The 26,803-nt window shown below is 35.8% G+C and carries 28 protein-coding genes and 5 tRNA genes; 16 read left to right on the forward strand and 17 right to left on the reverse strand.

The features are described from left to right. From rplD to rpsJ, 3 genes are read right to left on the reverse strand one after another with little or no spacing between them, the layout of a single operon-like run. A complete protein-coding gene (rplD, locus tag CVT05_RS03930; RefSeq protein WP_021092445.1) occupies positions 1-615 on the reverse strand; it encodes a 50S ribosomal protein L4 in 615 nt (204 codons plus the stop codon). After that, positions 612-1,190: a 50S ribosomal protein L3 gene (rplC, locus tag CVT05_RS03935; RefSeq protein ID WP_002941563.1), complete on the reverse strand. Its 579-nt coding sequence runs from the start codon at positions 1,188-1,190 to the stop codon at positions 612-614. Before rplC ends, rplD begins: the two co-directional genes overlap by 4 nt. 20 nt (positions 1,191-1,210) lie before the next feature. After that, complete coding sequence (rpsJ, locus tag CVT05_RS03940; RefSeq protein ID WP_009295257.1) at positions 1,211-1,519, reverse strand: 30S ribosomal protein S10; 309 nt, start codon at positions 1,517-1,519, stop codon at positions 1,211-1,213. Between the two features lie 257 nt (positions 1,520-1,776). Here rpsJ and CVT05_RS03945 point away from each other — a divergent pair, with 257 nt between their 5' ends. The 4 genes from CVT05_RS03945 to CVT05_RS03960 all read left to right on the forward strand — a co-directional run bounded on the left by CVT05_RS03945 (position 1,777) and on the right by CVT05_RS03960 (position 7,374). Next, positions 1,777-4,833: an Eco57I restriction-modification methylase domain-containing protein gene (locus tag CVT05_RS03945; protein WP_107697897.1), complete on the forward strand. Its 3,057-nt coding sequence runs from the start codon at positions 1,777-1,779 to the stop codon at positions 4,831-4,833. Continuing rightward, the gene (locus tag CVT05_RS03950; protein ID WP_107697898.1) at positions 4,796-5,890 is read left to right on the forward strand and encodes an ATP-binding protein; all 1,095 of its coding nucleotides are present in this window, start codon (positions 4,796-4,798) and stop codon (positions 5,888-5,890) included. The genes CVT05_RS03945 and CVT05_RS03950 overlap by 38 nt, the downstream gene beginning before the upstream one ends. A gap of 78 nt (positions 5,891-5,968) precedes the next feature. Next, entirely contained in the window at positions 5,969-6,823 is an 855-nt protein-coding gene (locus CVT05_RS03955; RefSeq protein WP_107697899.1) for an S-adenosylmethionine tRNA ribosyltransferase, read from the forward strand. Next, positions 6,823-7,374: a ribonuclease HII gene (locus CVT05_RS03960; protein ID WP_107697900.1), complete on the forward strand. Its 552-nt coding sequence runs from the start codon at positions 6,823-6,825 to the stop codon at positions 7,372-7,374. The genes CVT05_RS03955 and CVT05_RS03960 overlap by 1 nt, the downstream gene beginning before the upstream one ends. Positions 7,375-7,419: 45 nt before the next feature. Here CVT05_RS03960 and tpx read toward each other — a convergent pair whose 3' ends face one another. The 3 genes from tpx to CVT05_RS03975 form a co-directional block, all read right to left on the reverse strand. After that, positions 7,420-7,944 (reverse strand): thiol peroxidase, encoded by a 525-nt coding sequence (gene tpx, locus CVT05_RS03965; RefSeq protein ID WP_084109897.1) that lies wholly within the window; start codon positions 7,942-7,944, stop codon positions 7,420-7,422. A gap of 14 nt (positions 7,945-7,958) precedes the next feature. Then, the gene (locus CVT05_RS03970; RefSeq protein WP_107697901.1) at positions 7,959-9,101 is read right to left on the reverse strand and encodes a trans-sulfuration enzyme family protein; all 1,143 of its coding nucleotides are present in this window, start codon (positions 9,099-9,101) and stop codon (positions 7,959-7,961) included. A 216-nt stretch (positions 9,102-9,317) separates the two neighbouring features. After that, on the reverse strand, positions 9,318-9,773 hold the full coding sequence (locus CVT05_RS03975; RefSeq protein ID WP_107697902.1) for a DIP1984 family protein: 456 nt from the start codon (positions 9,771-9,773) through the stop codon (positions 9,318-9,320). Between the two features lie 99 nt (positions 9,774-9,872). Here CVT05_RS03975 and CVT05_RS03980 point away from each other — a divergent pair, with 99 nt between their 5' ends. After that, the gene (locus CVT05_RS03980) at positions 9,873-11,039 is read left to right on the forward strand and encodes a MalY/PatB family protein (RefSeq protein WP_107697903.1); all 1,167 of its coding nucleotides are present in this window, start codon (positions 9,873-9,875) and stop codon (positions 11,037-11,039) included. A 494-nt stretch (positions 11,040-11,533) separates the two neighbouring features. On the opposite strand, the gene sodB is transcribed toward CVT05_RS03980, so the two are convergent. Then, entirely contained in the window at positions 11,534-12,151 is a 618-nt protein-coding gene (sodB, locus tag CVT05_RS03985; RefSeq protein WP_107697904.1) for a superoxide dismutase [Fe], read from the reverse strand. Positions 12,152-12,595: 444 nt separating this feature from the next. Here sodB and CVT05_RS03990 point away from each other — a divergent pair, with 444 nt between their 5' ends. From CVT05_RS03990 to CVT05_RS04000, 3 genes are read left to right on the forward strand one after another with little or no spacing between them, the layout of a single operon-like run. Beyond that, a complete protein-coding gene (locus CVT05_RS03990; RefSeq protein WP_087577416.1) occupies positions 12,596-13,588 on the forward strand; it encodes a DctP family TRAP transporter solute-binding subunit in 993 nt (330 codons plus the stop codon). Beyond that, positions 13,588-14,130, forward strand: coding sequence for a TRAP transporter small permease (locus CVT05_RS03995; RefSeq protein ID WP_084041037.1), 543 nt, complete (start codon positions 13,588-13,590; stop codon positions 14,128-14,130). The genes CVT05_RS03990 and CVT05_RS03995 overlap by 1 nt, the downstream gene beginning before the upstream one ends. An 11-nt stretch (positions 14,131-14,141) precedes the next feature. After that, positions 14,142-15,425 (forward strand): TRAP transporter large permease, encoded by a 1,284-nt coding sequence (locus CVT05_RS04000; protein WP_107697905.1) that lies wholly within the window; start codon positions 14,142-14,144, stop codon positions 15,423-15,425. A gap of 25 nt (positions 15,426-15,450) precedes the next feature. Here CVT05_RS04000 and CVT05_RS04005 read toward each other — a convergent pair whose 3' ends face one another. Genes CVT05_RS04005 through CVT05_RS04020 form a run of 5 tightly spaced genes read right to left on the reverse strand, consistent with a single transcriptional unit; the run spans position 15,451 to position 20,272 of the window. Further along, a complete protein-coding gene (locus CVT05_RS04005) occupies positions 15,451-16,503 on the reverse strand; it encodes a GGDEF domain-containing protein (RefSeq protein WP_107697906.1) in 1,053 nt (350 codons plus the stop codon). Then, the gene (locus tag CVT05_RS04010) at positions 16,496-17,575 is read right to left on the reverse strand and encodes a GGDEF domain-containing protein (protein ID WP_234400539.1); all 1,080 of its coding nucleotides are present in this window, start codon (positions 17,573-17,575) and stop codon (positions 16,496-16,498) included. Before CVT05_RS04010 ends, CVT05_RS04005 begins: the two co-directional genes overlap by 8 nt. Before the next feature lie 46 nt (positions 17,576-17,621). Beyond that, complete coding sequence (locus CVT05_RS09310; RefSeq protein ID WP_180997316.1) at positions 17,622-17,780, reverse strand: hypothetical protein; 159 nt, start codon at positions 17,778-17,780, stop codon at positions 17,622-17,624. 10 nt (positions 17,781-17,790) lie between these two features. After that, on the reverse strand, positions 17,791-19,635 hold the full coding sequence (locus tag CVT05_RS04015) for a mechanosensitive ion channel domain-containing protein (RefSeq protein WP_107697907.1): 1,845 nt from the start codon (positions 19,633-19,635) through the stop codon (positions 17,791-17,793). Next, positions 19,628-20,272, reverse strand: coding sequence for a carbonic anhydrase (locus CVT05_RS04020; RefSeq protein ID WP_103618982.1), 645 nt, complete (start codon positions 20,270-20,272; stop codon positions 19,628-19,630). The genes CVT05_RS04015 and CVT05_RS04020 overlap by 8 nt, the downstream gene beginning before the upstream one ends. 170 nt (positions 20,273-20,442) lie before the next feature. On the opposite strand from CVT05_RS04020, the gene CVT05_RS04025 reads away from it, so the two are divergent. The 5 genes from CVT05_RS04025 (at position 20,443) to frr (ending at position 23,422) form a co-directional block, all read left to right on the forward strand. Further along, positions 20,443-21,141 (forward strand): Bax inhibitor-1/YccA family protein, encoded by a 699-nt coding sequence (locus tag CVT05_RS04025; RefSeq protein ID WP_084109905.1) that lies wholly within the window; start codon positions 20,443-20,445, stop codon positions 21,139-21,141. After that, positions 21,128-21,517 carry a thiamine-phosphate pyrophosphorylase gene (locus CVT05_RS04030; RefSeq protein WP_087580439.1) on the forward strand — a complete coding sequence of 130 codons (390 nt, stop codon included), beginning with the start codon at positions 21,128-21,130 and terminating at the stop codon, positions 21,515-21,517. The genes CVT05_RS04025 and CVT05_RS04030 overlap by 14 nt, the downstream gene beginning before the upstream one ends. A 66-nt stretch (positions 21,518-21,583) precedes the next feature. After that, entirely contained in the window at positions 21,584-21,913 is a 330-nt protein-coding gene (gene secG / locus CVT05_RS04035) for a preprotein translocase subunit SecG (RefSeq protein WP_087577410.1), read from the forward strand. A 2-nt stretch (positions 21,914-21,915) separates the two neighbouring features. Then, the gene (locus tag CVT05_RS04040) at positions 21,916-22,875 is read left to right on the forward strand and encodes a polysaccharide deacetylase family protein (protein WP_107697908.1); all 960 of its coding nucleotides are present in this window, start codon (positions 21,916-21,918) and stop codon (positions 22,873-22,875) included. Then, positions 22,865-23,422: a ribosome recycling factor gene (gene frr, locus CVT05_RS04045; RefSeq protein WP_002941557.1), complete on the forward strand. Its 558-nt coding sequence runs from the start codon at positions 22,865-22,867 to the stop codon at positions 23,420-23,422. Before CVT05_RS04040 ends, frr begins: the two co-directional genes overlap by 11 nt. A 524-nt stretch (positions 23,423-23,946) precedes the next feature. Here frr and CVT05_RS04050 read toward each other — a convergent pair. The 5 genes from CVT05_RS04050 to CVT05_RS04065 all read right to left on the reverse strand — a co-directional run bounded on the left by CVT05_RS04050 (position 23,947) and on the right by CVT05_RS04065 (position 24,530). Beyond that, positions 23,947-24,036: transfer RNA gene (locus tag CVT05_RS04050), tRNA-Ser, on the reverse strand. 58 nt (positions 24,037-24,094) lie between these two features. Beyond that, positions 24,095-24,250 carry a hypothetical protein gene (locus CVT05_RS09315; RefSeq protein WP_187422162.1) on the reverse strand — a complete coding sequence of 52 codons (156 nt, stop codon included), beginning with the start codon at positions 24,248-24,250 and terminating at the stop codon, positions 24,095-24,097. Between the two features lie 30 nt (positions 24,251-24,280). Continuing rightward, a tRNA-Cys gene (locus CVT05_RS04055) sits at positions 24,281-24,354 on the reverse strand. Between the two features lie 6 nt (positions 24,355-24,360). Beyond that, positions 24,361-24,447: transfer RNA gene (locus tag CVT05_RS04060), tRNA-Leu, on the reverse strand. An 8-nt stretch (positions 24,448-24,455) separates the two neighbouring features. After that, a tRNA-Gly gene (locus tag CVT05_RS04065) sits at positions 24,456-24,530 on the reverse strand. Positions 24,531-24,635: 105 nt separating this feature from the next. Here CVT05_RS04065 and CVT05_RS04070 point away from each other — a divergent pair. The 3 genes from CVT05_RS04070 to CVT05_RS04080 all read left to right on the forward strand — a co-directional run bounded on the left by CVT05_RS04070 (position 24,636) and on the right by CVT05_RS04080 (position 26,748). Beyond that, a tRNA-Ala gene (locus CVT05_RS04070) sits at positions 24,636-24,711 on the forward strand. A gap of 102 nt (positions 24,712-24,813) precedes the next feature. Continuing rightward, the gene (locus CVT05_RS04075) at positions 24,814-25,548 is read left to right on the forward strand and encodes a spore coat protein (protein WP_107697909.1); all 735 of its coding nucleotides are present in this window, start codon (positions 24,814-24,816) and stop codon (positions 25,546-25,548) included. Positions 25,549-25,623: 75 nt separating this feature from the next. After that, positions 25,624-26,748, forward strand: coding sequence for a PepSY-associated TM helix domain-containing protein (locus CVT05_RS04080; protein WP_107697910.1), 1,125 nt, complete (start codon positions 25,624-25,626; stop codon positions 26,746-26,748). Positions 26,749-26,803 lie beyond the last annotated feature (55 nt).

Here is a 26,803-nt window from a genome sequence, read left to right on the forward strand (position 1 = left end):
TTAGCCCTCTTTTGTTATAGTTTTTAGTGCAGCTTTTTCAATGATAACCGAACTAAATGTAGAGACAAGATAAGCATTTACCTCATTTGCATCTACTACATAGCAGTTTGCTAAATTTCTAAAAGCAAGTAGTGTTTTGTCGTCTAGTAAATCTTTAACGATAAGTGCATCTTTTACTTTTAAATTTTTGATGATATTAGCTGCATCTTTTGTCTTTCCAGACTCGATTGAGATGCTATCTACTGCGAAAATTTTACCATCTTGTGCTTTTACTGCCAAAGCGTACTCAAGAGCTAGTCTTTTTTGTTTTTTATTGACTTTTTGAAAATAGTTTTTCTCGTTTGTTGGACCAAATGCAACTGCACCGCCTACCCAAACGTTAGTTCTAGTTGAACCCGCTCTTGCACCACCACGTCCTTTTTGTCTCCATGGTTTTTTACCACCACCGCTTACAAAAGCACGGCTTTTAGTGTGAGCCGTATTTGCTCTTATACCAGCAAGGTAAGATTTTACATAAAGATATAGGTTGTGCGGATTTACTTCAGCGTAGCTTGCAGGAAGCTCTAGCTCGCCTGAATTTTCAAATTTATCGTTTAATACGTGAATTTTACTCATTTTACAATCCTTATTTTACCCATTGCACCATTGTGACCAGGAACGCAACCTTTTACAACTACGATGCCATTTTGAGCGTCAAAGCTTATTAGCTCGTTTTTAACAGTAACTTTCTCATTACCCATGTGTCCTGCCATTTTCATACCTGGTTGAACACGACCTGGCCATTCGCAGTTACCAATTGAACCGTGGCGTCTGTGGAAACGTGAGCCGTGGCTTTTTGGACCACCACCGAAACCATGTCTTTTTACCACACCTTGGTAGCCTCTACCTTTTGAGTTAAAGCTAACTTTTAAAATTTTAGCCTCGTTTAATGGTGTAAAGTCTAGGTTTCCAACTTCGCTATTAGCTACTTCAAGCGTAGCAAATTTGTTAAATTCTGCAGTCAGATTGTATTTCTTTTGCTGACCAGCGATAGCTTTGTTGTTTGCTTTAGTGTGGGCATACGCTACGATAGCACGTTTGTTTTCGTCGATCTCACATACTTTAGCCTCAACTAGCTTAAGTAGTGTAACTGGCGTACTCTTCGTGGCAATCGTTCTACTCATGCCTATTTTTTCTACAATATATTCCATACTCTTATCCTTTTGTCCGCTTATTTCATCGCACGAACTTCGACATTAACTTCTGGAGCTAGGTCGAGTTTTGTTAGGCTATCTACAGTTTCTGGAGTAGCAGCTACGATGTCAAGCATACGAGCGTGTATTCTCATCTCAAACTGCTCACGTGAGTCTTTGTTGATGTGTGGAGATTTTAAGACTGTATAGCGTTTGATCTTTGTAGGCATTGGTACCGGGCCACGAACGTCGGCACCTGTTCGTTTGACAGCTTCTACGATTGCTGCAACAGTGCGGTCTAGAACTCTATGGTCGTAAGCTTTTAGCTTTAACCTGATTCTTTCCATGTGTTTTCCTTTAAAAAGAACTTGTCGCAAACTCGCGACCTCTTTACATCAAAATAACTCGCATAGGATCAAGCGATCGTACGAGCAAAGACGCTTGTCTTTTCGTAAAGAGAACGCGATTTTACAAAAAAGCTATTATAGTTGTCAAGAAAAACGTTATTTTTTGATGAATTTTGATTAATTATTTCCTTTTAATAAGGAAGATATAAAATTTAAAAAGATAAAATTCCAAGAAATTAAAATTTTAAAGAGAAAAGATGCCGATCTTTAATACAAAATTCTTATTAACTCAAGAACAAGACGAGGAGAAGCTTAAAAAGCGTTATATAAATTTGCAAATGTATCAGGCAAAAGCTAGCGACATTAAGAGCTTCAAAGAAGAGAAATTTCAAACGCAGTTTCTAAAAGATATCTTTGAAAACTGCCTTGGCTACACTTTGGATACTACTAATCCTGCAAATTTCAATCTTGAACGTGAGAAAAAGAACGAAACTGACGGCAAAAAGGCAGACGGGGCGATACTGATAAATGGCGAAGTTAGATGCGTGATCGAGCTAAAAGATCAGACCACACAGCATCTTGATAAAACTCCGTCCAACCGCGAGCTTAGCCCAATAGATCAAGCCTTTCGCTATTTTATCTCGCATGAAAATGCCAAATATGTCGTTGTTTCAAATTTTAATGAACTGCGCTTTTACATCGGCAATAAGACAACATTTGAAAAATTTGACCTTTTTACAGCAAACTTTGACGAGTTTAAAAGACTTCATTTACTGCTTAGCTTTGAGAGCATTAGCACGGATCTGCCGCTAAAGCTAAAAGAAAAATTTGCCACTCACGAGCGTGAAATTTCAAACAAATTTTATAAAGACTTTAGCGCATTTAGACTTACGCTTTTCAAAAATATTTGCAAAAACAATACTAGCATTGATAAAAATAGGCTTTTAAGCCTAACTCAAAAACTATGTGATAGGTTTGTCTTTATACTATTTGCCGAAGACCGCGGACTACTAAGACTTCGCACGATAGCCGAGATAAAAGATAAATTTCAAAACCAAGTTACCGAGCTAAGCTTTTATGACTTTTACAAAATTTACTTTAAAGCCATCGATGAAGGCAGCGAACGTCTTGATATCAAACGCTACAATGGCGGACTTTTTGCCACAGATACTGAGCTTGATACACTAAAGATAGACGATAGCGTGCTTGAAGCGCAGTTTTTAAGTGACTATGACTTTTTAAGCGACATCGGTGTAAATATCCTAGGACATATCTTTGAAAGCTCACTAAACGACCTTGAAGAGCTAAATGCGCAAATAAATGGCAATGAATTTGATGCCAAACAGAGCAAACGCAAAAAAGATGGCATATTTTATACACCAGAGTTTATAACAGAATTTATCGTTGAAAATTCACTTGGTACGCTTTGTAAAGCCAAAAAAGATGAGCTAGGGCTTGATCTAAATGAGCTATTAGCACCAAAAAATCCCAAAAAATTAACCAAAGCAGAAAGTGAGATCAAAGACAAAATTTATGCTTACCGCAAGTGGCTCTTATCTCTTAAGATACTTGATCCAGCTTGCGGCTCTGGTGCGTTTTTAAACCAAGCTTTAGAATTTCTAATTGCCGAGCATGGCGCATTAGACACTTACCGCAAAGTATATGAGGGCGAGGGCTTGGGACTTTACGATATAGAAAGCACTATTTTAGAAAATAATCTTTACGGCGTAGATATAAATGCCGATGCGGTCGAGATCGCCAGACTATCTCTTTGGCTCCGCACAGCTGCAAAAGGACGAGTTTTGACAGATCTTAGTAAAAATTTGATAGCAGCAAACTCGCTTTTAGAATTTCCTTTTGACTTTAAATTTGATGTCGTTATCGGCAATCCTCCCTATGTCAGACAAGAGGCGATAAAAGAGCAAAAGCCAGCTCTACAAAAATATAAAGTTTATAGCGGCACGGCTGATTTGTTTGTCTATTTTTATGAGCTTGGCATTACGCATCTAAAAGAAAATGGACTTTTAGGTTTTATATGTTCAAATAAATTTTTCCGTGCCAGCTATGGTGCAAATTTGCGTAAATTTATACTAGAAAATACGCAAATAACACACATTATTGATTTTGCTGGGGTTAAAGTTTTTGAAGACGCGAGCGTAGATAGCGCGATTACTATTTTTAAAAAAATAAGAGCAGGTGAAAATTCAAAATTTAATTTCCTAGCTTCAAGCACCATAAATTTAAAAATGCAAAAATTTATCCAAATACCACAATCCACGCTAAACGAAACAAATTTTACTTTCCTTGATAAGAGCAAATTTGAGCTAAAAAGTAAAATCGAAAAAGTCGCAAAGCCATTAAAAGATTGGGGTGTGAATATCAATTATGGTGTTAAAACTGGACTAAACGAAGCTTTCATTATTGATAGTGACACCCGTGATAAAATTTTAAATAACTGCTTTGGAGAAGAAAGAGAACAGACACAAAAGCTCATAAGACCGATCTTAAGGGGTCGAGATATAAAGCGTTATGACTATGAGTGGGCTGGGCTATGGCTCATTTGCACATTTCCGGCGTTAAAGATAGATATTGAAAATTTTCCAAGTCTTAAGGGATATTTACAAACTTTCTTACCTTATATAGCACAAAGTGGCGAAACCATAAATGGTAAAAAATGCCGCAAAAAAACATCAAATAAGTGGTTTGAGACGCAAGATAACATCGCTTATTATGAGGAATTCGAAAAAGAGAAAATTTTATGTGCCAGAATGGTGCAAAGCCCAAAATTTGCTTACGATATAAATAATAATATTCCAGACAATACTGCATATTGCATAACTGGCGAAAATTTAAAATTTTTATTAGCTTTTTTAAATTCAACAGCTGTTTATAAAATTTTCAACTTTTTCTATGCTGGAGGCGGACTTGAAGGCGAAATAAAAATAAATCGCTTAGAGATTTTACCTATTCCCCAATTCACGCCACAAAATGAAAATTTAGCAAACGAGATAATAAATTTGGTCGATGAAATTTTAAAAGCCAATGAAAAAATCAAGCTTTACGAGAAGCACATGCCTACTTTAAGCCTTGATGAAAAGCTAGAAGCCAAAGAAAATATCGATGCACTAAACGACAAAATCAAGGCAAGTGACGAAAAAATAGACAAACTTGTTTTTGAGCTTTATGAATTAACGAGCAATGAAATCGCGCTTATAACGGGGGGGGGAATTGACGGTATAGTAAAAATTTACATATACATCTTACAAAGGGGAGAAAATGAACCAATTAGAGCTTTATTACAATCAGCCGCTTAAATCAAGTAAATTTATCCCCAGAAAATACGAAATCATCTCGCCAAAGACGCTTATAATAGGCACCATTTCAAGTGGCAAAACAGCCCTTGTTTATGAGTTTTTGAGCCATTATAAAAGCGAGGAGAGACTTTATGTAAATTTAGACGATCTAAGGATAGACAGAGCCTTGCTTTTAGCAAATTTGAAAGAATTTTTAGAAAAAAATGCCCAGATAAAGGTTCTTGCAGTTGAAAATTTACAAGCTGCTGACCTTATAAATTTAGACTTTTTAAAGGGCGCAACACTTGAAAATATTATCCTTACAAGCAAGGAATTTTCGCTCTCACTTGAAGGCTTTGCACGCATAAATTTAAACTACCTTGACTACGAGGAATTTATACTATTTTTTAAGAAAAATTTGGACCAAGACCTGCTTTTTAGCTATTTTTTGGCTCACGGCAACGAGATAGCAAGTGCCTTTTTAGACTCCAGCGAGGTCACAGCTCACTTACAACAGCTTTTAAGAGCAAATTTAAGCGAGCAAAGCGTTGCAATTTTAAAAGAATGTGCTCCAAAATGTCACGATGTGCTTAGTACTTTTGGTATCTACAAAAACTTAAAAGAGCAGATGAAAATCTCAAAAGATAGTGTCTATAACGCGGTAGCCAGCCTTAATGAAAATGGCTTTATAGAATTAGTACCAAATTTAGATGAGAGCAGCACGAGCAAAAAGCTCTACTTTACAAATTTTGCACTTCGTAACGCTTTGTATCTAAAAAAGGATTTTTTAGCTGTCTTTGCAAATGTCGTTTTTTGCGAATTGCTTAAATTTAAAGATGAAATTTACTACACAAAAGAGATTGATTTCTTCCTTAATAAAAGGAAGATTGCGATCATCTGTGTGCCGTTTTCTGCACCAGAGATCATCTTTTTAAAATTTAAAAAACTCCACGCAAGCTTAAAAGAGCTTGGTGTAAGTAAGCTTCAAATAATTAGCGTTGCAAACCAAGCTGAGCTTAGCCTTGAGGGCATAAAATGCGAAATTTTGCCATTTTCTAGGTGGAGTCTAGGTTTATAAATTTAAACCTTTATTTGATTATTGTTTTAAAAGCTTAAAGTAAAGAAGCTATAATCAACAAAACTATGAAGGACGGACATGAGAGCATTTATTGGGATTTTTATACTTATAGTAAGCCTATTTGGCTATGAGATAAATCACGAAAACTGGGCAAAATTTTATAAATTTATTGGTGAGGCAAATGGTATAAAATTTGAAGTTTATATGAACTATTTTAAAGATGAATTTGAAAATTTCAAGCAAAGCAAGAGCTTTAAAGTGCCGGCCAAGATAAGCGGACATATCTTTTTTGATGGTACAAAATATGACTACGAAAAAGGTAATCTTGAGCAAAATAGCAGTGAAATTTCATCGCTAAATGCTGTATCTGATAAGATAAATTTAGACGTTAAAAATGAAAATGGCGAGTTAAAGGGCAAAATAATCGTTAAAAACAAAGCCTATAATGCGACTATCAAAAAAGAAAAAGAGTATGAAATGCTAAATATTGGCATACAAATGACTGAAGCAAATGGCACGAGATACGAAGCTATAATTAACGACATATTTACCAAAGAATCGGCTAAAAAAAATAAAAATAAATTACTCTCGACACTTTATGACCTAAAAAGTGAGCGTAAAAAATGGCCAAATAACCAATTTGAAAGCCTAGATAATATCTACTATATAAATGACAAAATAAAAAGTATCTGCACATATAAAAATAATAAAACTAGCTGCGATGTCGTCTTACTTAAAACCAACAAAAAGCTAAAGTTAAAGCAGATTTTTAAAGATATAAACGACCCTCATCTAAAAGCAATCCTCGCAACAGCAGGTGTTAGCGAAAATTTTGTACTTTCGCCACTTGGGCTTACCTTTTTAAACGAGGAGCAAATTAGTGTGCCACTTGATGAGCTAAAACCATATTTTAGCGATGAAATCGGACTTTAATGGCAAAAATTTGTGGCATAGATGAGGCTGGACGTGGGGCTTTAGCTGGGCCTTTAAGCGTAGCAGCCTGCGTGCTTAATAAAGAAATTTCAGGTCTAAACGACTCCAAAAAACTAACCGCAAAAAAGCGTGAGGAACTTTTTAAAGAGATTATAAAAAGCTCAAATTTTCTCATCATCTACTTCTCAAATGCGCAAATAGACGAACTTGGGCTAAGTGAGTGCTTAAGACGAGCGCTCAAAATTTTTAAGGTGCACTTTGAGGGTTTTGAGATCATTTATGATGGAAATTTAGACTATGGCGTTGGTATCACAACGATGATAAAAGCTGACGGCAAGGTCGCTGGGGTAAGCGCTGCTAGCATATTAGCAAAGGTTAGCCGCGATAGTTTAATGAAAGGCTGGGATAAAATTTACTCAAAGTATGGCTTTGCTGGGCACAAAGGATACGGCACAAAGGCACATCTAGATGCCATTGCTAAGTTTGGCTATTCAAGCCTTCATAGAAAAAGCTTTGTAGTAAAGTCTTTTGAAAAATCTCTATTTGACTAAGATTAATTATCTAAGCATCAAATAGATGCCTAGATAACGTCTTTTTTAATGGCAGCCACAACCGCAACTACCGCTACTTTTAATAGCATCAAATACAGCATCGTAGTTTGGCTCTTCTGTCACTTCAGGAACGATTTGCTTATGAATTATTACGCCATCATTTATGACAAATACCGCTCTTGCAAGTAGTCCTTTTAGTGGGCCATCGCTCATTAAAACGCCATAGTTTTTAGCAAATTCTCCGTATCTAAAGTCGCTTCCAACATGTAAATTTGCTATGCCTTCAGTCGTGCAAAATCTACCCATCGCAAATGGCAAATCATTTGAGATGATGCTAAGTTTTACGCCGTGTTTGCCAGCTACTTTTTCGTTAAATTTACGAGCCTCTGCTGCGCAAACGCCAGTATCAAGTGATGGTAAGCAAACAAGTACTTCTACGCCATTATTTCCGCCTACACTAAACTCACTAAGATCTTGCGCTACGACTTTTGCTTCAGGCGCATAAGAGCCAACAAAGACCTCGTTTCCACTTAAATTTACCTCACTACCTTTAAATTTTGTAGTTGCCATATCTATCTCCTTTATTATTTTTTTGCTTTTTTAAATGCTTGATCAAGATCTGCTATTAGATCATCAACGTTTTCGATACCAATTGCTAGGCGAAGCAAGTTTTGCTTTATACCTATCTTATCTAGTACCTCTTTTGGATACGCCTCATGCGTCATAGTTGCAGGCCTGCAAATGAGACTTTCTACACCACCAAGGCTCACTGCTAAATCAAAAATTTCTAGCGATTTTACAAATTTATTTACATCATATTTTTCATCGAGCTCAAATGAGATAAGAGCGCCGATGTCGCTTGCTTGAGCTGCTTGCATCTTAGCCTCTTGCTCGCTATATGAGCCGGCAAAATGCACCACGCTAACAGCGTCATTATTTTGTAAAAATTTGATTATTTTATGTGTATTTTGCGTTTGTCTGTCAAACCTAACGCTAAGCGTTTTAAGCCCACGTATTAGGTAGTATGCGTCCATCGGGCTGATGATGCCACCAAGAGTGTTTTTAGCAAATTTTATCTTCTCAGCCAAAGTATCATCGTTTAGCGTGACGATACCAGCGATCACATCAGCGTGTCCACCGATATATTTTGTAGCGCTATAAACCACGATATCAGCTCCATGGTCAAGTACTCTTTGGTAATAAGGCGTTAAAAATGTGTTATCCACGATGACTAGAGCGCCTTTTTTGTGAGCGATTTTTGAAATTCTAGCGATATCTGTCACTCTTAAGAGAGGATTTGACGGGGTTTCGATAAATATCGCCGCCACATCGTCACTTATGTCATCTTCGCTTAAAAAATTTAGATCATCTATAAATTCGCTCTTTATGCCGTGGCTTTCAAAAACAGTTGTGACATATCTATAAGTGCCACCATAGACATTGCTATTTAGCAGGACCTTTTGTCCCGTTTTTATAAGGCTAAGTGCAGCTGCTGTTGCTGCCATGCCTGAACCAAAGCTAAAAGCGTATTTACTGCCTTCAACCTTTGCAAAAATTTCATCAAATGCTTTTTTGGTTGGGTTGCTACCACGAGAATATGCAAATTCTTGAAAATTTTCAAGATCATCTTGCACAAATGTGCTTGCTAAAAAAACAGGCGGAATGACAGCTTTATTTGGATTATTCTTAGCTTCAATGCCTTTTACGATCAAGGTGTCAAGTTTCATAAATTTCCTTTTAAAATTTTATGAAATCTTACATAATAAAGATTAATCTTCCCCAAACCCACCCAAAACGTAGCTAAATCAGTAAGTGGTAGTAACATTTATTTTTAAGAATACATTTTTTAAATTGCTGGGATAAATTTAAGCTTTTGCTCTCTCCCCGCAAGCCTAATAAATTTTTCTTTTTACTCGCCTTTAGCTACATTTCCACCATAAATTTTACTCTACAAGATCAACTTGCCAGTTTGCCTCTTGCAGCTTCATATCTAGCTCTCTGATCTCTTTGGATAGCTCGTCTATTTGCTTTTGAAGCATAGCCACATCAATACTACTTAAAATTTTTATCTCACTATTTGAGTAAAGATCGACCTTTTGGCTTGCACTTTTGGCAAAATCCCTAAGCACGCTTGCTTTTTGGCTTAGCGTATCTTTTTGAGCGATCATTTCAGTTAGACTCACACCTTCAAATTTTGCACTTGAGTTTGTTAAATTTATAGCCAAGATCAGTCTAAATAGCTCATCGCTTAGCCTATCAAGCTCCTTTAAAAGAAGCTTTGGATCTTCGCTAGGTCTTTCATTTTCTTGCATTTTTGCATTATCGAGCAACCTACCTTTTAGCTGCTCTAAACGTTTTTGTGTATCGGCTCTTAAAATGAGAGCCTGAGCTAATTTCATCATTTTTCCTTTTGAAATATTAAATTGAGAGAAAATTTCAAATTATATTAGTATCTTTTGGGTTATAATTGATTTAAAATTTTATTTTAAGGAAAAGCTATGAAGTACGATTTTGATACGCTTATTAGTAGAGATGGCACTAACTCATCAAAATGGCGAATGAAAAACGATGTTTTGCCAATGTGGGTTGCTGATATGGATTTTAAGGCTGCACCTGAAATTTTAAATGCCCTACAAAAGCGTCTTGATAATGGCGTCTTTGGCTACTCATTTATCCCAAAAGAGTGGAATGAAGCGATTAAAGGCTGGTGGAAAAGGCGTCATGATGTTAGCTTTGAAAACGATTGGATGTGCTTTTGCACTGGTGTTATACCAGCGATTTCTACTGCGATTAGAAGATTTAGCAATCCAGGAGATCAAATTTTAGTTCAAGCTCCCGTCTATCACGTATTTTTTAACTGCATCAAAAATAATGGTCGTGAAATTTTATCAAACGACCTTGTCTATAAAGATGGCTCTTATGAGATTGATTTTGAAGACCTTGAGGCAAAGCTAGCTCAACCACTAACAACTATGATGCTCCTTTGCAATCCTCACAATCCAATAGGAAAAATTTGGGACAAAGAGACGCTTAAAAAAATAGGCGAGCTTTGCTATAAGCACGATGTTTTGGTTATCAGCGATGAGATCCACTGCGACATAACTGATCCTGGTCTAAGCTACGTGCCATTTATCAGCGTTAGCGAAGAGTGTAAAAATAACTCGATCACATGCATCTCACCTACAAAGGCCTTTAATATCGCAGGACTTCAAAGCTCAGCCATCATCACGCCAAATGAGCAAATACGTGCCAGAATAAATGCAGCTGTAAATTATGATGAGATAGGTGAAGCAAACGCATTTGCGATAACTGCGACAATAGCGGCATTTAACGATAGTCAAACATGGCTTGATGAGCTTAGAGATTATCTTTTTGAAAACAAAAAAATCGTTATAAATTTCATAAAAGAGCAAAATTTGCCAGTAAAACTTCTGCCTTCAAATGCGACTTATCTTTTATGGCTTGATTGCAGCGCGTTTTGCGAGGATTCGAGCGACTTTATGAATTTCTTGCGTGATAAAGCTGGACTATGGCTAAATGACGGCAATGCTTACAGGGGAGATAGATTTTTCCTTCGTATGAATATAGCAACCCAAAGAGCCAGAGTGCTTGAGGGGCTAAAACGCTTACAAAATGGTATAAATTTATACACTTCAAAAAGATAAATTGAGTAAATTTGGCTGGGTGGCTTTGAAATTTAAGCTACCCTTGCCTAATTAATACAGCTCGGGGCATTTTTGAAACAGTGAACATTGCCCCAACATTTTTAAATATCAAATCAAGTTTTGCTAATAAATTTAAAGACAAAATGGCCTACACTAGTTTTTATTTGCTTGCTTAAATTTAAGTATATAACCTCTCTCAATCACGATATAGTAGATTAAAGCGAGCAATTTGTACCTTTTTGAAGTGATAAATTCTATACCCATGGCTTATAAAATTTAGCAGTGGTTTAAAATTTTCAACAAAGCAGAAATTTGAAGTTAAGATAGCTTATGCTGGTTTTAATTTTAAGAGAAATTGTTTGCTAAAACAAAATTTTGAGCCATTTTTGATGTTACACTTTCTTTTAAAACAAGATAGTTTTTGCTGATAAATTTGATGATTTTAAAAATTTAGATAAAAGTAGAAATTTAAAGGCGGGAAACCCCGCCAGATATTATTTGTGAAGTTCTTTTGTGTAAAACTCGACTGAGCCAAGGCCCTCTTTTTGCGCCCACTCGTAAGCTTGGCTTACAAATTCCCAGTTTATGTTCTCATAAAATGTCTCTAGGTATTTTGGGCGAGCGTTGAAGTTGTCGATGTAGTAAGCGTGTTCCCAAACATCAACGACTAAAAGTGGCACTTTGCCGTCACTCACTGGAGTTTTTGCATTGCTAGTTTGTACGATCTCTAGCTTTTTGCTGCTTGGATCAAATACAAGCCACGCCCAGCCTGAGCCAAAAAGCGTTGTAGCTGCTTTTAAAAATTCCTCTTTAAAATTAGCAAAATTTGCTTCGATTGCAGCTTTTAGCTCGCTTGACATCTCACTTTTTTTAGCGATGCAGTCCCAGTAAAAGTCGTGGTTATAAACTTGAGCGACATTGTTGTAAAGCCCACCTTCGCTATTTGTTAGAATTTCATAAAAAGATGCGTTGGCAAATTTTGTATCTTTTATGAGATTGTTTAAATTTACTACGTAAGTTGCATGATGCTTGCCGTAGTGGTATTCACAGGTTTTTGCGCTAACTACTGCATTACTATTTGCATCAAATGGAAGTTTTCTAAGTTCAAACATAATAATTCCTTAATAATAAAATTTGTTGTTTCGTATTATAGCCATAAAAAATTAATAAATAAAAATCTTTTAAATTTAGCCATAAAATATAGGCTAAATTTAAGCAAGACTAAACTTACATTTTTTTGACTGACTTTTAAACTTATAGAAAAGAAAAATTTAGAGCAAAATACCCCATACATTTGTTTAAATGGACTCAAAAATTTATTAAAAGTAAAAATAAAATAAATTTTATGTGTAAAAAAGTAACAAATATACTTTAAAAGTTTAGTTATCGAAAAATTATAAAAATTTTTTGAAAATATAAATTAGCTTTTAAGAGTACAATTGTTACTAAAATACACATATAAAAATAAATAGCTGTGAATTTACGAAACAAAATTTCTAAATTTTTATTTTTAAAATTTATAATGCGTTTAACAAAACCATTACAAAGGATAAAAGATGAAATTCTTACAAGCTTTACTTTTTACTTGTGCCATCAGTGGCTTAGCATTTGGTGCAGACAAGGTCTATACGATCAAATTTGCTCACGTTGTTGCAGCTTCTACACCAAAAGGCAAGGCAGCTGACTTTTTTGCTAAACGTGCTGAGGAGCTAAGTGGCGGTAAATTAAAAGTTCAAGTCTTTCCATCAGCGCAGCTACTTGACGACGATAGAGTTTTTGGTGCGTTAAAGCTTGGCAATGTTCAAATGGCAGCTCCAAGTTTTTCAAAATTTACGCCTATTGTGCCGCAGTTTCAGCTATTTGACCTACCTTTCATCTTTAAAGACGCAGAACACCTTCATAAGGTCCAAGACGGCGAGGTCGGCGAGGAGCTAAAAGCCCTTGTTACAAAAAAAGGCTTTGTGGCACTTGATTATTGGGATGCTGGATTTAAACATTTTAGCTCAAGCAAAAAACCAGTTCTTGTGCCAGAAGATGCAAAAGGACAAAAATTTAGAATCCAAAGCTCAAAGGTACTTGAAGAACAAATTAAAGTAGTTGGTGGCAACCCACAAGTTCTGCCATTTTCAGAGGTTTACTCTGCACTTCAACAAGGCGTAGTTGATGCGACAGAAAACCCACTTTCAAATTTCTATAACTCAAAATTTCACGAAGTTCAAAGCTCGCTTACACTTTCAAGTCACGGATATTTGGGCTATTTAGTCGTTATGAGTGATAAATTTTGGAGCAAGCTACCAGATGATCTAAAAGCAAATGTAAAACAAGCTCTAAGCGAAGCAACAGCTTTCGAGAGAGAAGAGACAGCAAAAGAGGACGCTCACGTCATAGCTGAGCTTGAAAAATACATCGCTGCTAGTAAAAAACTAGAAATTTATAAGATCGATGACGCACAAAAGGCTGAGTGGCAGAAGGTTATGCAGTCAATCTATCCTAAATTTTATGATGTTATCGGTAAAGACCTCATAGAAAAGACTCTTGGGACAAAATAATGAAGAGCTTTTTTAATGTCCTTGATATAGCGATAGCCTCACTAAATAAAACTATCGCAGTAGTTGGGCTCGCAAGTGGAACATTGCTAGCCTTTGCAAATGTTATGGCTAGATATTTTTTCGATAAAAGCTGGTCTTGGGCGAGCGAGCTATCAAACTATCTTTTTATCTGGTCAGCGTTTTTTGCCGCAGCGTATGGCTTTAACAAGGGCATTCACGTCAGTGTAACTATTTTGGTGGAAAAATTTCCACCAGCCCTTGCAAAAGCATGTTTAATCTTCTCTCATGTGCTAACCACTGTATTTTTGTTATTTATCGCAGTCTATTCGATTGATTATCTACAAATTCTTCACGAGATCGAGCAGATGATAATAGACCTTGGCATACCACAATGGGTACCTATGGTAGTACTTCCAATAGCCTTCGTTACAGCTAGCTACCGCTCTACTGAAAAAGCCATAAAAGTAGCTCTAACGCCTGCTGAAAACGTTGTGAGTAACGAAGCGCACGAGCTAGCTCATGGTAGCGTAGTCAAAGATTAAGGAGAAAAAAGATGACAATAGCATTTTTATTTATCCTACTTTTTGCGCTAATGCTAATAGGCGTGCCTGTGGCTGTTTCGCTGGGAACTAGCACCGTTTTAACGATGATATTTTTTACAGATATAGACATCGCTACGATCCCGCAGCTAATTTTCGATGGTATCAATAAATTTTCGCTAATGGCGATACCGATGTTTATCTTGGCCGGAAATTTACTAAGCAAAGGCGGCTCAGCAAGACGTATCATCGACTTTGCAAAGTCTATGGTCGGACACTTGCCAGGTGGCTTGCCTATGAGTGCGATATTTGCCTGCATCATCTTTGCAGCGGTCTCTGGAAGCTCACCTGCGACGGTTGTAGCTATTGGCTCAATTATGTTTGCGGCAATAAAAGAGGCTGGCTATCCAAAAGAGTACGCGGTGGGCGGCATAACAACGGCCGGCTCGCTTGGAATTTTGATCCCGCCTTCAGTTGTTATGATAGTTTATGGCGTAACTGCTGAGGTTAGTATCGGTAAGCTTTTTATGGCAGGCGTTGTACCCGGTCTTATGCTCGGCGCTTTTATGCTCGTTCAAACCTATGTTGGCGCAAAAAAGCTTGGCTTTAAAGCGACTAAGGCTGAGCCATTTAAAGTAAGAGTGCAGAAATTTGCCAAAGCATTTTGGGCGCTTTTGATCGTTGTCGTGGTTATTGGCGGAATTTATGGAGGTATATTCACTCCGACTGAAGCTGCAGCGGCAAGTGCGGTCTATGCGCTATTTATCTCACTTTTTATCTATAGAGATATAAAGGTAAAAGATCTTTGGGATATCTGCCTAGACTCAGCCCTTACAACAGCTATGATATTTTTCATCATCGCAAACGCCGTTGTTTTTGCATATTTGCTAACTAGCGAGCAGATCCCTCAAGCGATCGCTTCGATGATACTTGACGCAAATATTGGTATGATAGGCTTCTTGATATTTGTAAATATCCTGCTCTTTATCATGGGTCAGTTCATGGAGCCTTCAAGCGTTATCATGATCATGGTGCCACTTTTGCTTCCAATTTCAACGCAACTTGGCATAGATCCGATACATTTTGGCATTATCTTGGTTGTAAATATGGAGATAGGTATGGTGACTCCGCCTGTTGGACTAAATTTATTTGTCGCAAGCGGTCTTACAAATATGAACTTAAAAGAGGTCATCATGGCGTGCTTGCCGTGGACACTTACTTTATTCTTTGGCCTTATCTTGGTTACTTATATACCACAAATTTCTCTTTGGTTGCCAAACATAATGTATGGACATTAAAATTTAGAGGCTCTTGCCTCTAAATTTATGCTTTTGGGTCGTAATCCGCACTCATAACGATATTTTTACCACTTCGCTTACCAGCATAAAGTAGATTATCAGCTTGTTTTATCATCTTTTCTAAGCTAAATTCTCCCGTACCATCATGAGCAACTACTCCAAAAGTCATTGTTGCATTGATTTTTATGTTTTCAAACTCAACTATATTTTTACTCAAAGTCTCTCTGACACGCTCTACGATACTTACAGCCGCATCTTTTTTTACACTCAAGACAACTGCTAAAAATTCTTCTCCGCCAAATCTAGCTACTCTATCTTTATCTCTAAATGTATTTTTAAATATGCCCGATAAGCTTTTTAAAACAGCATCTCCTGCACCGTGTCCATAGGTATCGTTTATCTTTTTAAAGTTATCAATATCGCACATAACGATAGCAAAGTCCCTATTTTTATAAAGATCATTTTGACTTAAAATTTTCTGCATCGAAGTACGATTTAAAAGTCCTGTTAATGGATCGTGATTTAAGATATTTTCAGCCATCTCTTTTTCCTCTAAGATACTTAAAAATATAAATAAATTTGAGCTCTCCAAAAGGTACGAAACAACAACCGAAAACACACAAACCATACTTAAGTTAAAAACGAAAAGTAGATCTTTAAAGCCATCAAAATCTTTTACAGGCTGGCCATCTAAATATACATAGCAGGCTATGGATAAAATTATTTGCACTACAACTATTATGTAGTTAAAAAATTTATAGGTAAATGAAGTAAAAAACAGTATTAGCGACGACGCTAAAAACAATAATCCAAATCCATATCCCCATCCAAGTGTCAGCATACAAACTAATGCATGAAATAAAATTTCAAGCTGGACTATAAGCATTGTTATCTTGTTATTTTCAGGGCTATCGTAGATAAGCCTTAAAAGAAAAAGATAGGTTGCTACTGAAAATACATTCGTAACCGCTAGAATTTCTTCTTTCATAAATAAAAAAATAAAAAAATAACAGACGTGAGTTAATAATATTGAAAATATGATAATTTTTTGAGCCGTATAGAGTGAAATTCTACGCATCCGAGCCCTTTTTTAAAATTTCTAATTCGATGCGGTCTTTGCCATTTAGCTTGCCTTCATAAAGCAGCTTGTCTACTAAAGTTATGGCTTGCTCAAAATCCACCTCAACACCATTTGCACATATTAGCATGCCAAAGGTCATAGTAACTGGAGTTTTATCTGGAAGTTTTGCGTTGTTTATCTGTTTTTTAAGCCTTTTGCTCACTTCATGGATAAATTCTATCTTTGTATCGGGCAAGATTATCAAAAATTCTTCTCCGCCCCAGCGGCAAACATAGTCTTTACCTCTAAATGATTTCTTCAAGGCACTGGCTACATCTTTTAAGACCTCATCACCGCAGTCATGCCCGTATGTATCGTTTATTTTTTTAAAATTATCAATATCGCCTAGCATTATGACTAAATTTGTATTACCACTTCTTTCCTTGTTGGCAATTAGTTCAAATCTTAAAGTTTTTTCTATTGTTCTTCTATTTAAAAGCTGCGTTAAAAAATCATGCTTTGAGTCCTTTTCAAGCTCTTCCGTCTCTTTTCTTATTTGCTGATATCCACTAGAAGTGATGATATCTGCAAACATTGAAAGTCTTAAAACAATAAAAAAAGCAAAAATAATGCTGCATATAACTATCGTCCCTCGTATAGCTGATGGGATCAGCGGCGCCTCATCTTTATGAATAAAATAAAGAAGTATAAGCAAGATTAGTTCTAAAAATGCCATTATATAAGTAAGGCTCTTTGAATCAAACGCTAGGAAGTAGTTTATAAAAATTACACCAACAAGTATTATCCAAATTCCAGTATTCCAACCCATAGTAGTAACAATAATAGTAACAAGCAATATGATATTTAGGTGAAATGCTAGGGATATTAATACTCTATATTTTATGTCAAATTTTATTCTAAGCAATATTCCAGCTGCTATAAAAAATAAGCACATAAAAAGTAGTGGTGTAGCTATGATCATAAAAAGCAACAATGATAGTGCATTTGCAACCATCATAACGTCTAATATCGTTTTATAGATATCATCAATCGCTTTATAACTACTTTGATCTACAAAATCGTGTGTCAAACAAAACTCCCTGTAAATTTATTCCATTAAATTTCATTAAGTATTTTTAATAAGAGTCGTAACTATCTTCATCCTCATCACTATCTTCGTAGTTGTAGTCATTTTCATCGTAATTATAGTCATAACTATCGCTACTATCGTCCTCATCGTCATTAAATTCAGAGTAGTCTTCTTCTACTTCTTCATAGTCAAATTCATCACTCATTGTTTTCTCCTTAAATTTTATCTTTGACACTTTCAATATACAAGCTTTGGCTTGGGAATGCGAAATTTAGACCATTTTGCTTTAAAATATCCATAATCTTTAGCATTACATCTTGCTTGACATCTAAAAATTCTCCCCAAACGATAGTCTTTGCAAAACAATAAACTAAGATATTTATCGAGCTATCTGCAAAATCATCAACCACGACAAATAAATTTGATTTATATCCAGCATAATCATCAACCGAAACTATACTTTGTCTATATTTTAGCCCTTTTTTCTTTGCTGTTATATCCTCACTTTTGGCAATATCTGGATGATTTATCAACATAGTTTTTATGTCATCTACACATTTTTTAATCTCATCAGTTGTCGCTCCATACTCAATGCCAATTAGCATTCTGATACGTCTACCGACTTTTCTTCTACTCCAGTTTCTAACAGGATCACTTGCTAGTTTTGAGTTTGGCACAAAGATTAAAGCATTATCAAAACTTCTAATAGTCGTCTTTCTAAAGCCAACCTCAACAACAGTACCCTCTATATCACCACAAACTATCCAATCTCCTTGCGAAAATGAGTTATCAAAGAGCATCATAACAGAAGCAAAGAAGTTTGCGATGATGTCTTTTGCAGCAAATGCAACAGCAAGACCACCGATACCAAGTGAAGCTATGAGCGCTGATATATCAAAGCCAAGCTTTTGAAGAATTAGTAAAAGTGCGATTATTAATACAATTACGTAGACTACTTTTAAAACTAAATTTACGACCTCTTTTCGTCTACTCTTTTGTGCAATTTTATCGATTATTACTATGCCATAACCATTTAGGATAGTTAAAACAAGCCATGAAAATGCGACTATATAGACGATCGAGAATATATTTGCTAGAGTTAGTGGCACTGGTACTGGATAAAAGCCAACACCTATACAAATATTTAGTGCATAAATGATAAGAAGTGCAGAGATAGGCTTTTTAACGATATCTACTATCTGATCCTTTGCTTCCTTTACGCCTTCGCCTGATGCAATAAGTGACATAAGCCAGTATGTGAGTTTGGCAAGAATTCTTGTAAGTGAGACAAAAAATAAAAATACTGCGATTATAACTACGATCTTGCCAACGTTAAATTTTGCCGAATTTATAGAAGTTAGCTTATTTATATATTCGACCGTATCGACTAAATTTAGCTCTGATAAGATCATGCTTGAACTTAGAAGATCGGCATTGTTTTTAAGATAGATTAAAATTTCCTCATCAGTCTCTTTTTTTAGATCAAGCTCGGCAAATGCGTTATCGTAAGAGCTTGAAGTCTCATTTAGCGAATCTTTTAGCTCTTTTATGCTGACGTAAGAATTTGTTTGTAGATTTAAAAGTCCGTTATCTATCACCTCTTTTATAGAGTTTGCTTTAGCACCTTTTTTAAATATCTCTTCAAGATTAATTAAAGCTGAGAAGTATGCATAATCTATCTTCATTTTCTCAAGCTCAATAGCACTTTGAACGTAAGCATCTTTATTTAATTGCTTTTCTAATCTAGCTACTTTTTTTTCTAAATTATTTTTTTGCAAAATAAATTTATCAATATCGTTTTGAGTTACTTCAATCTGCATAACATATAGTGGAATTTTTTCCAAAAGGTCATTTTTTTTCTTTTGAAGTCCAGCTAAATTTGAATTATCAGCTTTTGTTGAGTTTGTATCTTTTTGCTGTGCTTTTATGATTTGGATTTGGTTGTTTAAAGTTAAAATTTGATTTGTTAGGCTTAGTATATTTTCTTCTTGTGTTTTATTATTTTCAGCACCAAAAAGCATTACAAATGAGAGCAAGATGATAGTTAAAATTTTACGCATTTTCACCTCTTTTATCTGCTAAAAGTTTGAATGTGCCCTCTTTTAAATCGTAGCTGAAAATTTCACCGGTTTCTATAATGTAGTGCCAGCCATAAATTTGAAGATTTCCTTTTTCATACTCCTCTTTTACATTTGGATAGGTCATTATATTTTCGATCGAATTTATCACATTTAATCTCTCAGTTAGCCACGCCATCTTTGCTGGATCGTCGCTTGTAAATTTAAGCACTTCTCGTTTGATCGGCTCTATTAGCTTTATCCAATTTCTAACATTTGGCGTAGTTTTGAGCTTTTTTTCATCCATATAAAGCGCTGCACATCCACCACAATCAGAGTGCCCGCAAATAATGATATTTTTGATATTTAAAAGCTCTAATGCATATTCGATAGCCGAAGTCGTTGCCAAAAATTCTTCGCTCACTCTATAAGGTGGCACGATGTTTGCAATATTTCGCACCATAAAAAGCTCGCCTGGGAGGCAGTTTGTTATCAAATTCGGTACTACTCTTGAATCAACACAGGATATAAAAAGGGTATGTGGGTCTTGTCTATTTTGTAGACTTTTAAAGAGCTCTTCATGCTCCAAAAAGCCATCTTCCATAAATTTTACCGCACCTTCAAGTAGCGAGTCATCCATAGAAATTTATCTCCATTTTTTATATTTTTACGCGATTATAGCAACTTTTATTTAATCTAAAAAATACTTTAACATATAAATTTTTAACTAATATAATTTGTTAAAATTCTTTTTATTCATTGTTTAATTATTTTAGGCTAAACTCATTCAAAAATTCATAAGGAGATAAAATGAGTCTGTATGATAGGAACTACGCAAAACAAAATCAAGAAGAACTTGCGTACTCTCAAAGCTCACTAAGTACTTTTATAAAACAAACTTATCAACTTTTTGCAGCATCACTACTTTCAGCAACAGCTGGCGCTTATGTAGGTATTAGCATCGCTGGCGTTTTTGCGGCAAATAGATTTTTGTTTTGGGGACTTGTTATAGTCGAGTTTGCACTACTTTTTGGCTTAATGGCAGCTAAACGTAAAGAGGGATTAAATTTAATACTTCTATTTGCGTTTACTTTCATAAGTGGTCTTACGTTAACTCCGCTACTTTCAGCGATCCTTGCCATGCCAAGTGGAGCTGGTATTGTAGCTCAAGCATTTGGACTAACAACAGTTGCTTTTGGTGCATTAAGTGTCTTTGCAATGAATACAAAACGTGACTTTACAACAATGGGTAAAATGTTGTTCATAACCTTAATTGTTATCGTTGCAGCAGCTATTATCAATATTTTTGTTAAAAGTACAATGTTCCAACTTGTAATCGCAAGTATTTCATCGATCCTATTTAGCGCATATATACTTTTTGATACGCAAAATATTATCCGTGGAAACTACGAAACTCCAGTTGAAGGCGCAGTTGCTTTGTATCTTGATTTTGTAAATCTATTTACATCATTACTACAAATTTTAGGAATTTTTAATAGAAACGACTAAAGATGAGCGCATCTACCGAGTAATAGATGCGAATCTAAATAGGCTAAAAGAAGGGCTTCGCGTTGTTGAAGATATGAAAAGATATGTCTTTGATGACGCCAAGCTCGCCTATAAGATAAAATCCCTCCGCCACAAGGCAAAGATCCCGCAAAAAGAATTTTTAAAATTTAGAAATTCTCAAAACGACGTTTTAAAAACTAGCACAAAAAGCGAGCAAGCTAGAGAAAATTTAGATGAGATAATCACTGCAAATTTTAAGCGCGCTCAGGAGAGTGCTCGCGTGCTTGAAGAGTGCTTTAAGCTCATAAATTTAGAACAAGCCGAGCTTTTTAAAAGCATAAGATACGAGCTTTATGAGCTTGAAAAAGAACTTTAACTAAAAATTTAAATCTTTTCTTGTATAATCGCAACCAATTATTTTTAAAAATTTAAAGGAAATTTCGTGAGTTTAATATTTTTGATCTTACAGTTTGCTCTAGCTGTCATCATAACTATCGCTGTTTTACTTCAAAAAAGCTCATCTATTGGACTTGGGGCATATAGCGGAAGTAACGAGAGTCTTTTTGGAGCAAAAGGACCAGCTGGATTTTTAGCTAAATTTACTTTTATCGTAGGTATTTTATTTATCTTAAATACACTTGCACTTGGATACTTCTACAATAAAGATCTAAAACGCTCTATCGTTGATAGCGTCGATAGTAAATCTCTAGTCATACCAAAGTCAACCGACGTACCATCAGCTCCTAGTGCACCACAAACTCCAGCAAAATAACAATGATAAAAACACTTTTAGCGTCATTCTTGACGCTAACATTTGCTTTAGCAGACGCTCATATTTTAGTCTATCATCGCTTTGATGATCCAAGACATACAAGCACTGATATTTCTATTAAAAATTTAAGAGAGCAGTTTGAATATTTCAAAAATAATGGCTATGAAGTCGTTAAGCTCTCAAAGCTAGTCGATGCTGTAAATGCTGGCGAAAAAATACCTGATAACTGGATCGTCATCACTGTAGATGATGGTTATAAAAGTTTCTATAACAAGGCCCTTAGTGTATTTAAAGAGTATAACTATCCATTTGCACTAATGCTTTATGTGGAAGCCAGTGCAAATAAATATGGCGATTATTTGGATTTTGATCAGATTAAAGAACTTGAGGCTTATGGCGAGATTGGGTACCACTCGTACGCTCATCCAAGGATGACGAAGCTTAGCGATGAGGCATTAAGAGAGGATTTTCAAAAGGGCGTTGAAACCTTTGAAAAACACATGGGCTATAAGCCAAAATACTTCGCAGTGCCTTACGGCGAGATCGATAGTAGAGTGGTTGCTCTTGCAAAGGAATTTGGCTTTTTAGCACTTTTAAATCAAAACTCAGGCGCAGTTTCAGATAAAAGCGACGTTTACGATCTTTACAGAACGCCCGTAATGAACGGTACAAAAATAGCACTAACTTTTAATAGTAAATTTCTAAATGCCCAGTGGATATTTCCGGATAGCTATCCACAAAATAATGCAATAGATAAACTCATTATAAAAACTGATACAAACGCCAGTGAAGGTAGTTTTTTCATGACTGGCTTTGACGGCTTTAGAAAAGTACCTATGACAAATGGCGTTTTTGAGTGTAAATTTAACCCACCACTTGATAAGCGCAAAGTGTTAATGTCGCTAAAAGTAGATCATCACAGAAGCACAAAACTTCTAATAAAGGACACCAATGCTAAATAAAATTTACGATACCCAAAAAGAGGGTTGCGAAAAGGCGATCGCTTCTTTAAAGCGCGATTTTACAACGCTAAGAACTGGCAAAGTAAATATCAACATCCTAGATAACGTCATGGTTGATTATTATGGCTCGCCAACTCCGCTTAACCAAGTAGCCACCGTGCTTACAAGTGACGCTTCAACTATCGCTATCACTCCTTGGGAAAAGAGCATGATAAAAGCGATCTCATCAGCCATCCAAGCTGCAAATATCGGCGTCAATCCAAATAGCGACGGCGAGAGCGTTAAGCTATTTTTCCCACCGATGACCGTCGAGCAACGCCAAGAAAATGCAAAACACGCAAAAGCTATGGGCGAAAAGGCCAAAGTTAGCATCAGAAACGTGAGAAAAGACGCAAATGACGAGGTCAAAAAGCTTGAAAAAGACAAGGCTATAACAGAAGACGAGAGCAAAAAAGGTCAAGATGAGGTTCAAAAGATAACTGACACCTACACTGCAAAAATCGATACTCTTGTAAAAGAAAAAGAAGCCGAGCTTTTAAAAATCTAAAATTTTTAGAAATTTTTCCTTATCTAGCTACTTTTATGTGGCTAGATATTCTCTCAAAATAATATTTCAAAAAAATATTTATTAGCAAGTAGTTTATTTTTTGTCTGTTGTACTTTTATCTATTAAATATAAATAAAACCTAGACTACATAAAACATAGCCGCCACTTTAACTTTAAACTATTTTCATGGATTGCTTTAGTTTAAATTCTTATTTTGGATTCGTCTTAAATTCTTTATTCAATATTATTAATTTTACATATATTTATACACAGGATTACTACCTATTATGTATTTTGGATGTGCTACTACAAATATTATTTTGAGAATTTAAGATAGTCAAAAATAAAATATAAAAACTCTTAAACTTTTCCTTATCTTAGAATATCTTACTTTGAATAAGAAATTTACTACTATTTTTAGTTTTAGTAAATTTTGGACTGAATATTTATAGAAATTTTTTTATAGCCATTATGAACGATAAATCTAGGTAATGCTTTATAAAATATACAAGGAATTAGATAGATGGCCGGGAGATAGGGATTCGAACCCCAGGAGGCTTTCACACCTCAACGGTTTTCAAGACCGCCGCTTTCGACCGCTCAGCCATCTCCCGAATTAAAGATTTGTGATTATAACTAACTTTGCTTAAAATTTACTATAATCTCTAAAATTTACTCTGTTTTTTCTTTAATATATGTAGCTCCATCATTTATCTTTTCTTTGGTCCATTCTTTAGCATTATGAGTATCTTCTTTTACACCATGCCAAGTATTTGAACAACCAGCCACAAAAAATGCTATAAACACTGCTAAAAGTAAATTTCTCACTGTTATTCCTTAGTAGTTATTTTTGAAGTTTGGAGGCGACACCCGGATTCGAACCGGGGATCAAAGCTTTGCAGGCTCATGCCTTACCACTTGGCCATGTCGCCATATCGTGGTGCCCGAGACCGGACTTGAACCGGTACGGTAAAAACTACCGAGGGATTTTAAGTCCCTTGCGTCTACCATTCCGCCACTCGGGCTAAGTTAATGGAGCGGGAAACGAGATTCGAACTCGCGACCCCAACCTTGGCAAGGTTGTGCTCTACCCCTGAGCTATTCCCGCGTTAAAGTTTGCAATATTATCCAAAAATTGCTTAAAATTTTATTTTACTAAAACGAATTTCAAAATATTGTAAGCCATAAAAAGATAAAATGCCAAAATCTATTTGGGGTTATAGCTCAGCTGGGAGAGCGCTTGAATGGCATTCAAGAGGTCGGCGGTTCGATCCCGCTTAACTCCACCAGTGCTTTACTATCTCTTTTGCTTAATATATTTTCACTACTTTTTACTAAAATTTACGCCACATATATGTAAAAATTCAGATTTCTTTCGCTAAATTACAAATATGCAAAATTTAAAACAATATGTCAATGAAATTTTAAAAAGTCATAGTGACGGCAATGATCGTATCTTTAGCTTTGAATTTGATGGACAAAAATTTTGGTTAAAACGTATTGAAAAAAATATTGAAGGTAGTTTTTTAACTAAAATTTTCAAGCCAAATCCTTATAAATCATTTACCAACGAAATAAAGAAACTTGAAATTTTAAACGAAGCCAAAGCTCCTGCCCCAAAACTCATTCTAAAAAGTACTGAGTTTTTCGTGATAGAAGATGTCGGTGAACCGATTTCTCGGCTTTTTAAGTATAGCAACGATGAAAAATTTAAACATGAAATTCTACTAAAAGCGGCCCACGCGCTAGCTGGACTTCACGCATTAAATTTTGCGCACGGACGCCCGGCTCTTAGGGACATTGCCATAAAAAATGATGAGATAAAATTTTTAGACTTTGAGTCAAAATTTTTTAGCCATGACCTAGAGCTTCAAAAGTGTCGCGATCTGCTTGTTTTTATAGATGAGTTATTTCGTTTTAAAATTTCAGACGAGTTTGCAAGCGAAGTCATTAGCGAATATTTGGCAGCCGGAGGGAGTGAAATTTACGCGCGCTCACTACAGCTAATTATAAAATTTAAACCACTTTATTACTTACTAAAACCATTTAAATCTCTAAATAAAAAGGATCTAAACGCAGTCATCAGAACCTTTGAGTATCTCTTACCGATCGCCCAAAATAAATAGCAAATTTCTTACCAAATTTATCTCCTCTTAACAAAAAATAAAATAATATTCGCTATTAAAATTTAAAGGAAAAAAATGTTTTTAAAACGAGGAAAAATCATCTTCAACATCCACCTAATAATTGGGCTAATTGCGGCTATTCCGCTAATATTCATGACTCTTTCAGCACCATTTGCGTCTTATAGAGAAGAGATTAAAAGTGCGATAAATAAAAATTTTATAAACCTAGTTCCTAGTGAAAAAGAAAATTTAAGTTTAAATGAACTCCTAGCTAAAGCAAAAAATGAGATTCAATTTGATACGCTTGAAAGCTTACAAATAGGTGGAGCAAATGAAGCTTATCGTATAAGCATTACAAAGGATAAAAAGCAATTAAATTTCTTCATAGATCCAAGAAGTGGCGAGGTGATCAGTGAGGACTGGGGCGAAAAGACTCGCATGATAATACTAAGCCTACATAGAAATCTAGGCCTTGCTCTGCTTGATAGCAAAGTCCCAGCCAATATCGGCAAACAAATAGTTGCCATTAGCTCTATCATCATGGCTCTGCTTGCTATCAGTGGTCTCATCCTCTACGCACCAGCGATAAAGCGAAATTTGCTAAATTCGCTAAAGATCAAAACAAACGCAAAGGGCTACGCCTGCTTTTACAACCTCCACACGAGCCTTGGCACCTACGTGGCAATCCTACTTGTCGTGATGTCTCTAACTGGTCTTTACTGGTCTTATGGCTGGGTCAGAAACAGCGTAAATAGCGTATTTTTCGAGCTAAAACCAAGCCAAGCGCAAAGAGCAATGCCTCAAAGAAATTTAATCCCAATAAGCGATGAGAAATTTAAAGAGATCGAGACCGCGGAGCAAATTTTTAAAGACAATGTCACGCTAGAGCTAAAATCGCTCACGATAAACGTGCCTGAAAACAACCAAAGCACCTACACCATAAACTACGAAACTAGCGAGAGCCAAGTGGGCAAACTAAAGCTTGACGCGAGCGCTGGCAAGATCAAAGAAAACAAGCTTGTTAGCAAGGCTGAGAGCATCCCAGAGGCAAAAAAGGCTGGTCGCAAGGTGCTTAGCCTGCACACTGGAGAGATGTTTGGCGAGGTCGGTCAGATCGTCTTTGCTATCTCTTGCGTGATCGCAGTTTTACTAATAATAACTGGCTTTTTGATGACCATAAAAAGGAGCAAAGCCGTCTAAATAAAAGTAAATTTTTACCTTGCTTTGGGTAAGATTTTAAGAAATTTTTACCACA

This window comes from Campylobacter concisus, from assembly GCF_003049705.1.
Lineage (GTDB): Bacteria > Campylobacterota > Campylobacteria > Campylobacterales > Campylobacteraceae > Campylobacter_A > Campylobacter_A concisus_AR.

What these genes read in the sequence shown, in the direction of transcription:
- rplD (WP_021092445.1), bottom strand. Translation starts at nt 615, where the DNA reads ATGAGTAAAATTCACGTATTAAACGATAAATTTGAAAATTCAGGCGAG.
- rplC (WP_002941563.1), bottom strand. Translation starts at nt 1,190, where the DNA reads ATGGAATATATTGTAGAAAAAATAGGCATGAGTAGAACGATTGCCACG.
- rpsJ (WP_009295257.1), bottom strand. Translation starts at nt 1,519, where the DNA reads ATGGAAAGAATCAGGTTAAAGCTAAAAGCTTACGACCATAGAGTTCTA.
- CVT05_RS03945 (WP_107697897.1), top strand. Translation starts at nt 1,777, where the DNA reads ATGCCGATCTTTAATACAAAATTCTTATTAACTCAAGAACAAGACGAG.
- CVT05_RS03950 (WP_107697898.1), top strand. Translation starts at nt 4,796, where the DNA reads ATGAACCAATTAGAGCTTTATTACAATCAGCCGCTTAAATCAAGTAAA.
- CVT05_RS03955 (WP_107697899.1), top strand. Translation starts at nt 5,969, where the DNA reads ATGAGAGCATTTATTGGGATTTTTATACTTATAGTAAGCCTATTTGGC.
- CVT05_RS03960 (WP_107697900.1), top strand. Translation starts at nt 6,823, where the DNA reads ATGGCAAAAATTTGTGGCATAGATGAGGCTGGACGTGGGGCTTTAGCT.
- tpx (WP_084109897.1), bottom strand. Translation starts at nt 7,944, where the DNA reads ATGGCAACTACAAAATTTAAAGGTAGTGAGGTAAATTTAAGTGGAAAC.
- CVT05_RS03970 (WP_107697901.1), bottom strand. Translation starts at nt 9,101, where the DNA reads ATGAAACTTGACACCTTGATCGTAAAAGGCATTGAAGCTAAGAATAAT.
- CVT05_RS03975 (WP_107697902.1), bottom strand. Translation starts at nt 9,773, where the DNA reads ATGAAATTAGCTCAGGCTCTCATTTTAAGAGCCGATACACAAAAACGT.
- CVT05_RS03980 (WP_107697903.1), top strand. Translation starts at nt 9,873, where the DNA reads ATGAAGTACGATTTTGATACGCTTATTAGTAGAGATGGCACTAACTCA.
- sodB (WP_107697904.1), bottom strand. Translation starts at nt 12,151, where the DNA reads ATGTTTGAACTTAGAAAACTTCCATTTGATGCAAATAGTAATGCAGTA.
- CVT05_RS03990 (WP_087577416.1), top strand. Translation starts at nt 12,596, where the DNA reads ATGAAATTCTTACAAGCTTTACTTTTTACTTGTGCCATCAGTGGCTTA.
- CVT05_RS03995 (WP_084041037.1), top strand. Translation starts at nt 13,588, where the DNA reads ATGAAGAGCTTTTTTAATGTCCTTGATATAGCGATAGCCTCACTAAAT.
- CVT05_RS04000 (WP_107697905.1), top strand. Translation starts at nt 14,142, where the DNA reads ATGACAATAGCATTTTTATTTATCCTACTTTTTGCGCTAATGCTAATA.
- CVT05_RS04005 (WP_107697906.1), bottom strand. Translation starts at nt 16,503, where the DNA reads ATGCGTAGAATTTCACTCTATACGGCTCAAAAAATTATCATATTTTCA.
- CVT05_RS09310 (WP_180997316.1), bottom strand. Translation starts at nt 17,780, where the DNA reads ATGAGTGATGAATTTGACTATGAAGAAGTAGAAGAAGACTACTCTGAA.
- CVT05_RS04015 (WP_107697907.1), bottom strand. Translation starts at nt 19,635, where the DNA reads ATGCGTAAAATTTTAACTATCATCTTGCTCTCATTTGTAATGCTTTTT.
- CVT05_RS04020 (WP_103618982.1), bottom strand. Translation starts at nt 20,272, where the DNA reads ATGGATGACTCGCTACTTGAAGGTGCGGTAAAATTTATGGAAGATGGC.
- CVT05_RS04025 (WP_084109905.1), top strand. Translation starts at nt 20,443, where the DNA reads ATGAGTCTGTATGATAGGAACTACGCAAAACAAAATCAAGAAGAACTT.
- CVT05_RS04040 (WP_107697908.1), top strand. Translation starts at nt 21,916, where the DNA reads ATGATAAAAACACTTTTAGCGTCATTCTTGACGCTAACATTTGCTTTA.
- frr (WP_002941557.1), top strand. Translation starts at nt 22,865, where the DNA reads ATGCTAAATAAAATTTACGATACCCAAAAAGAGGGTTGCGAAAAGGCG.
- CVT05_RS04075 (WP_107697909.1), top strand. Translation starts at nt 24,814, where the DNA reads ATGCAAAATTTAAAACAATATGTCAATGAAATTTTAAAAAGTCATAGT.
- CVT05_RS04080 (WP_107697910.1), top strand. Translation starts at nt 25,624, where the DNA reads ATGTTTTTAAAACGAGGAAAAATCATCTTCAACATCCACCTAATAATT.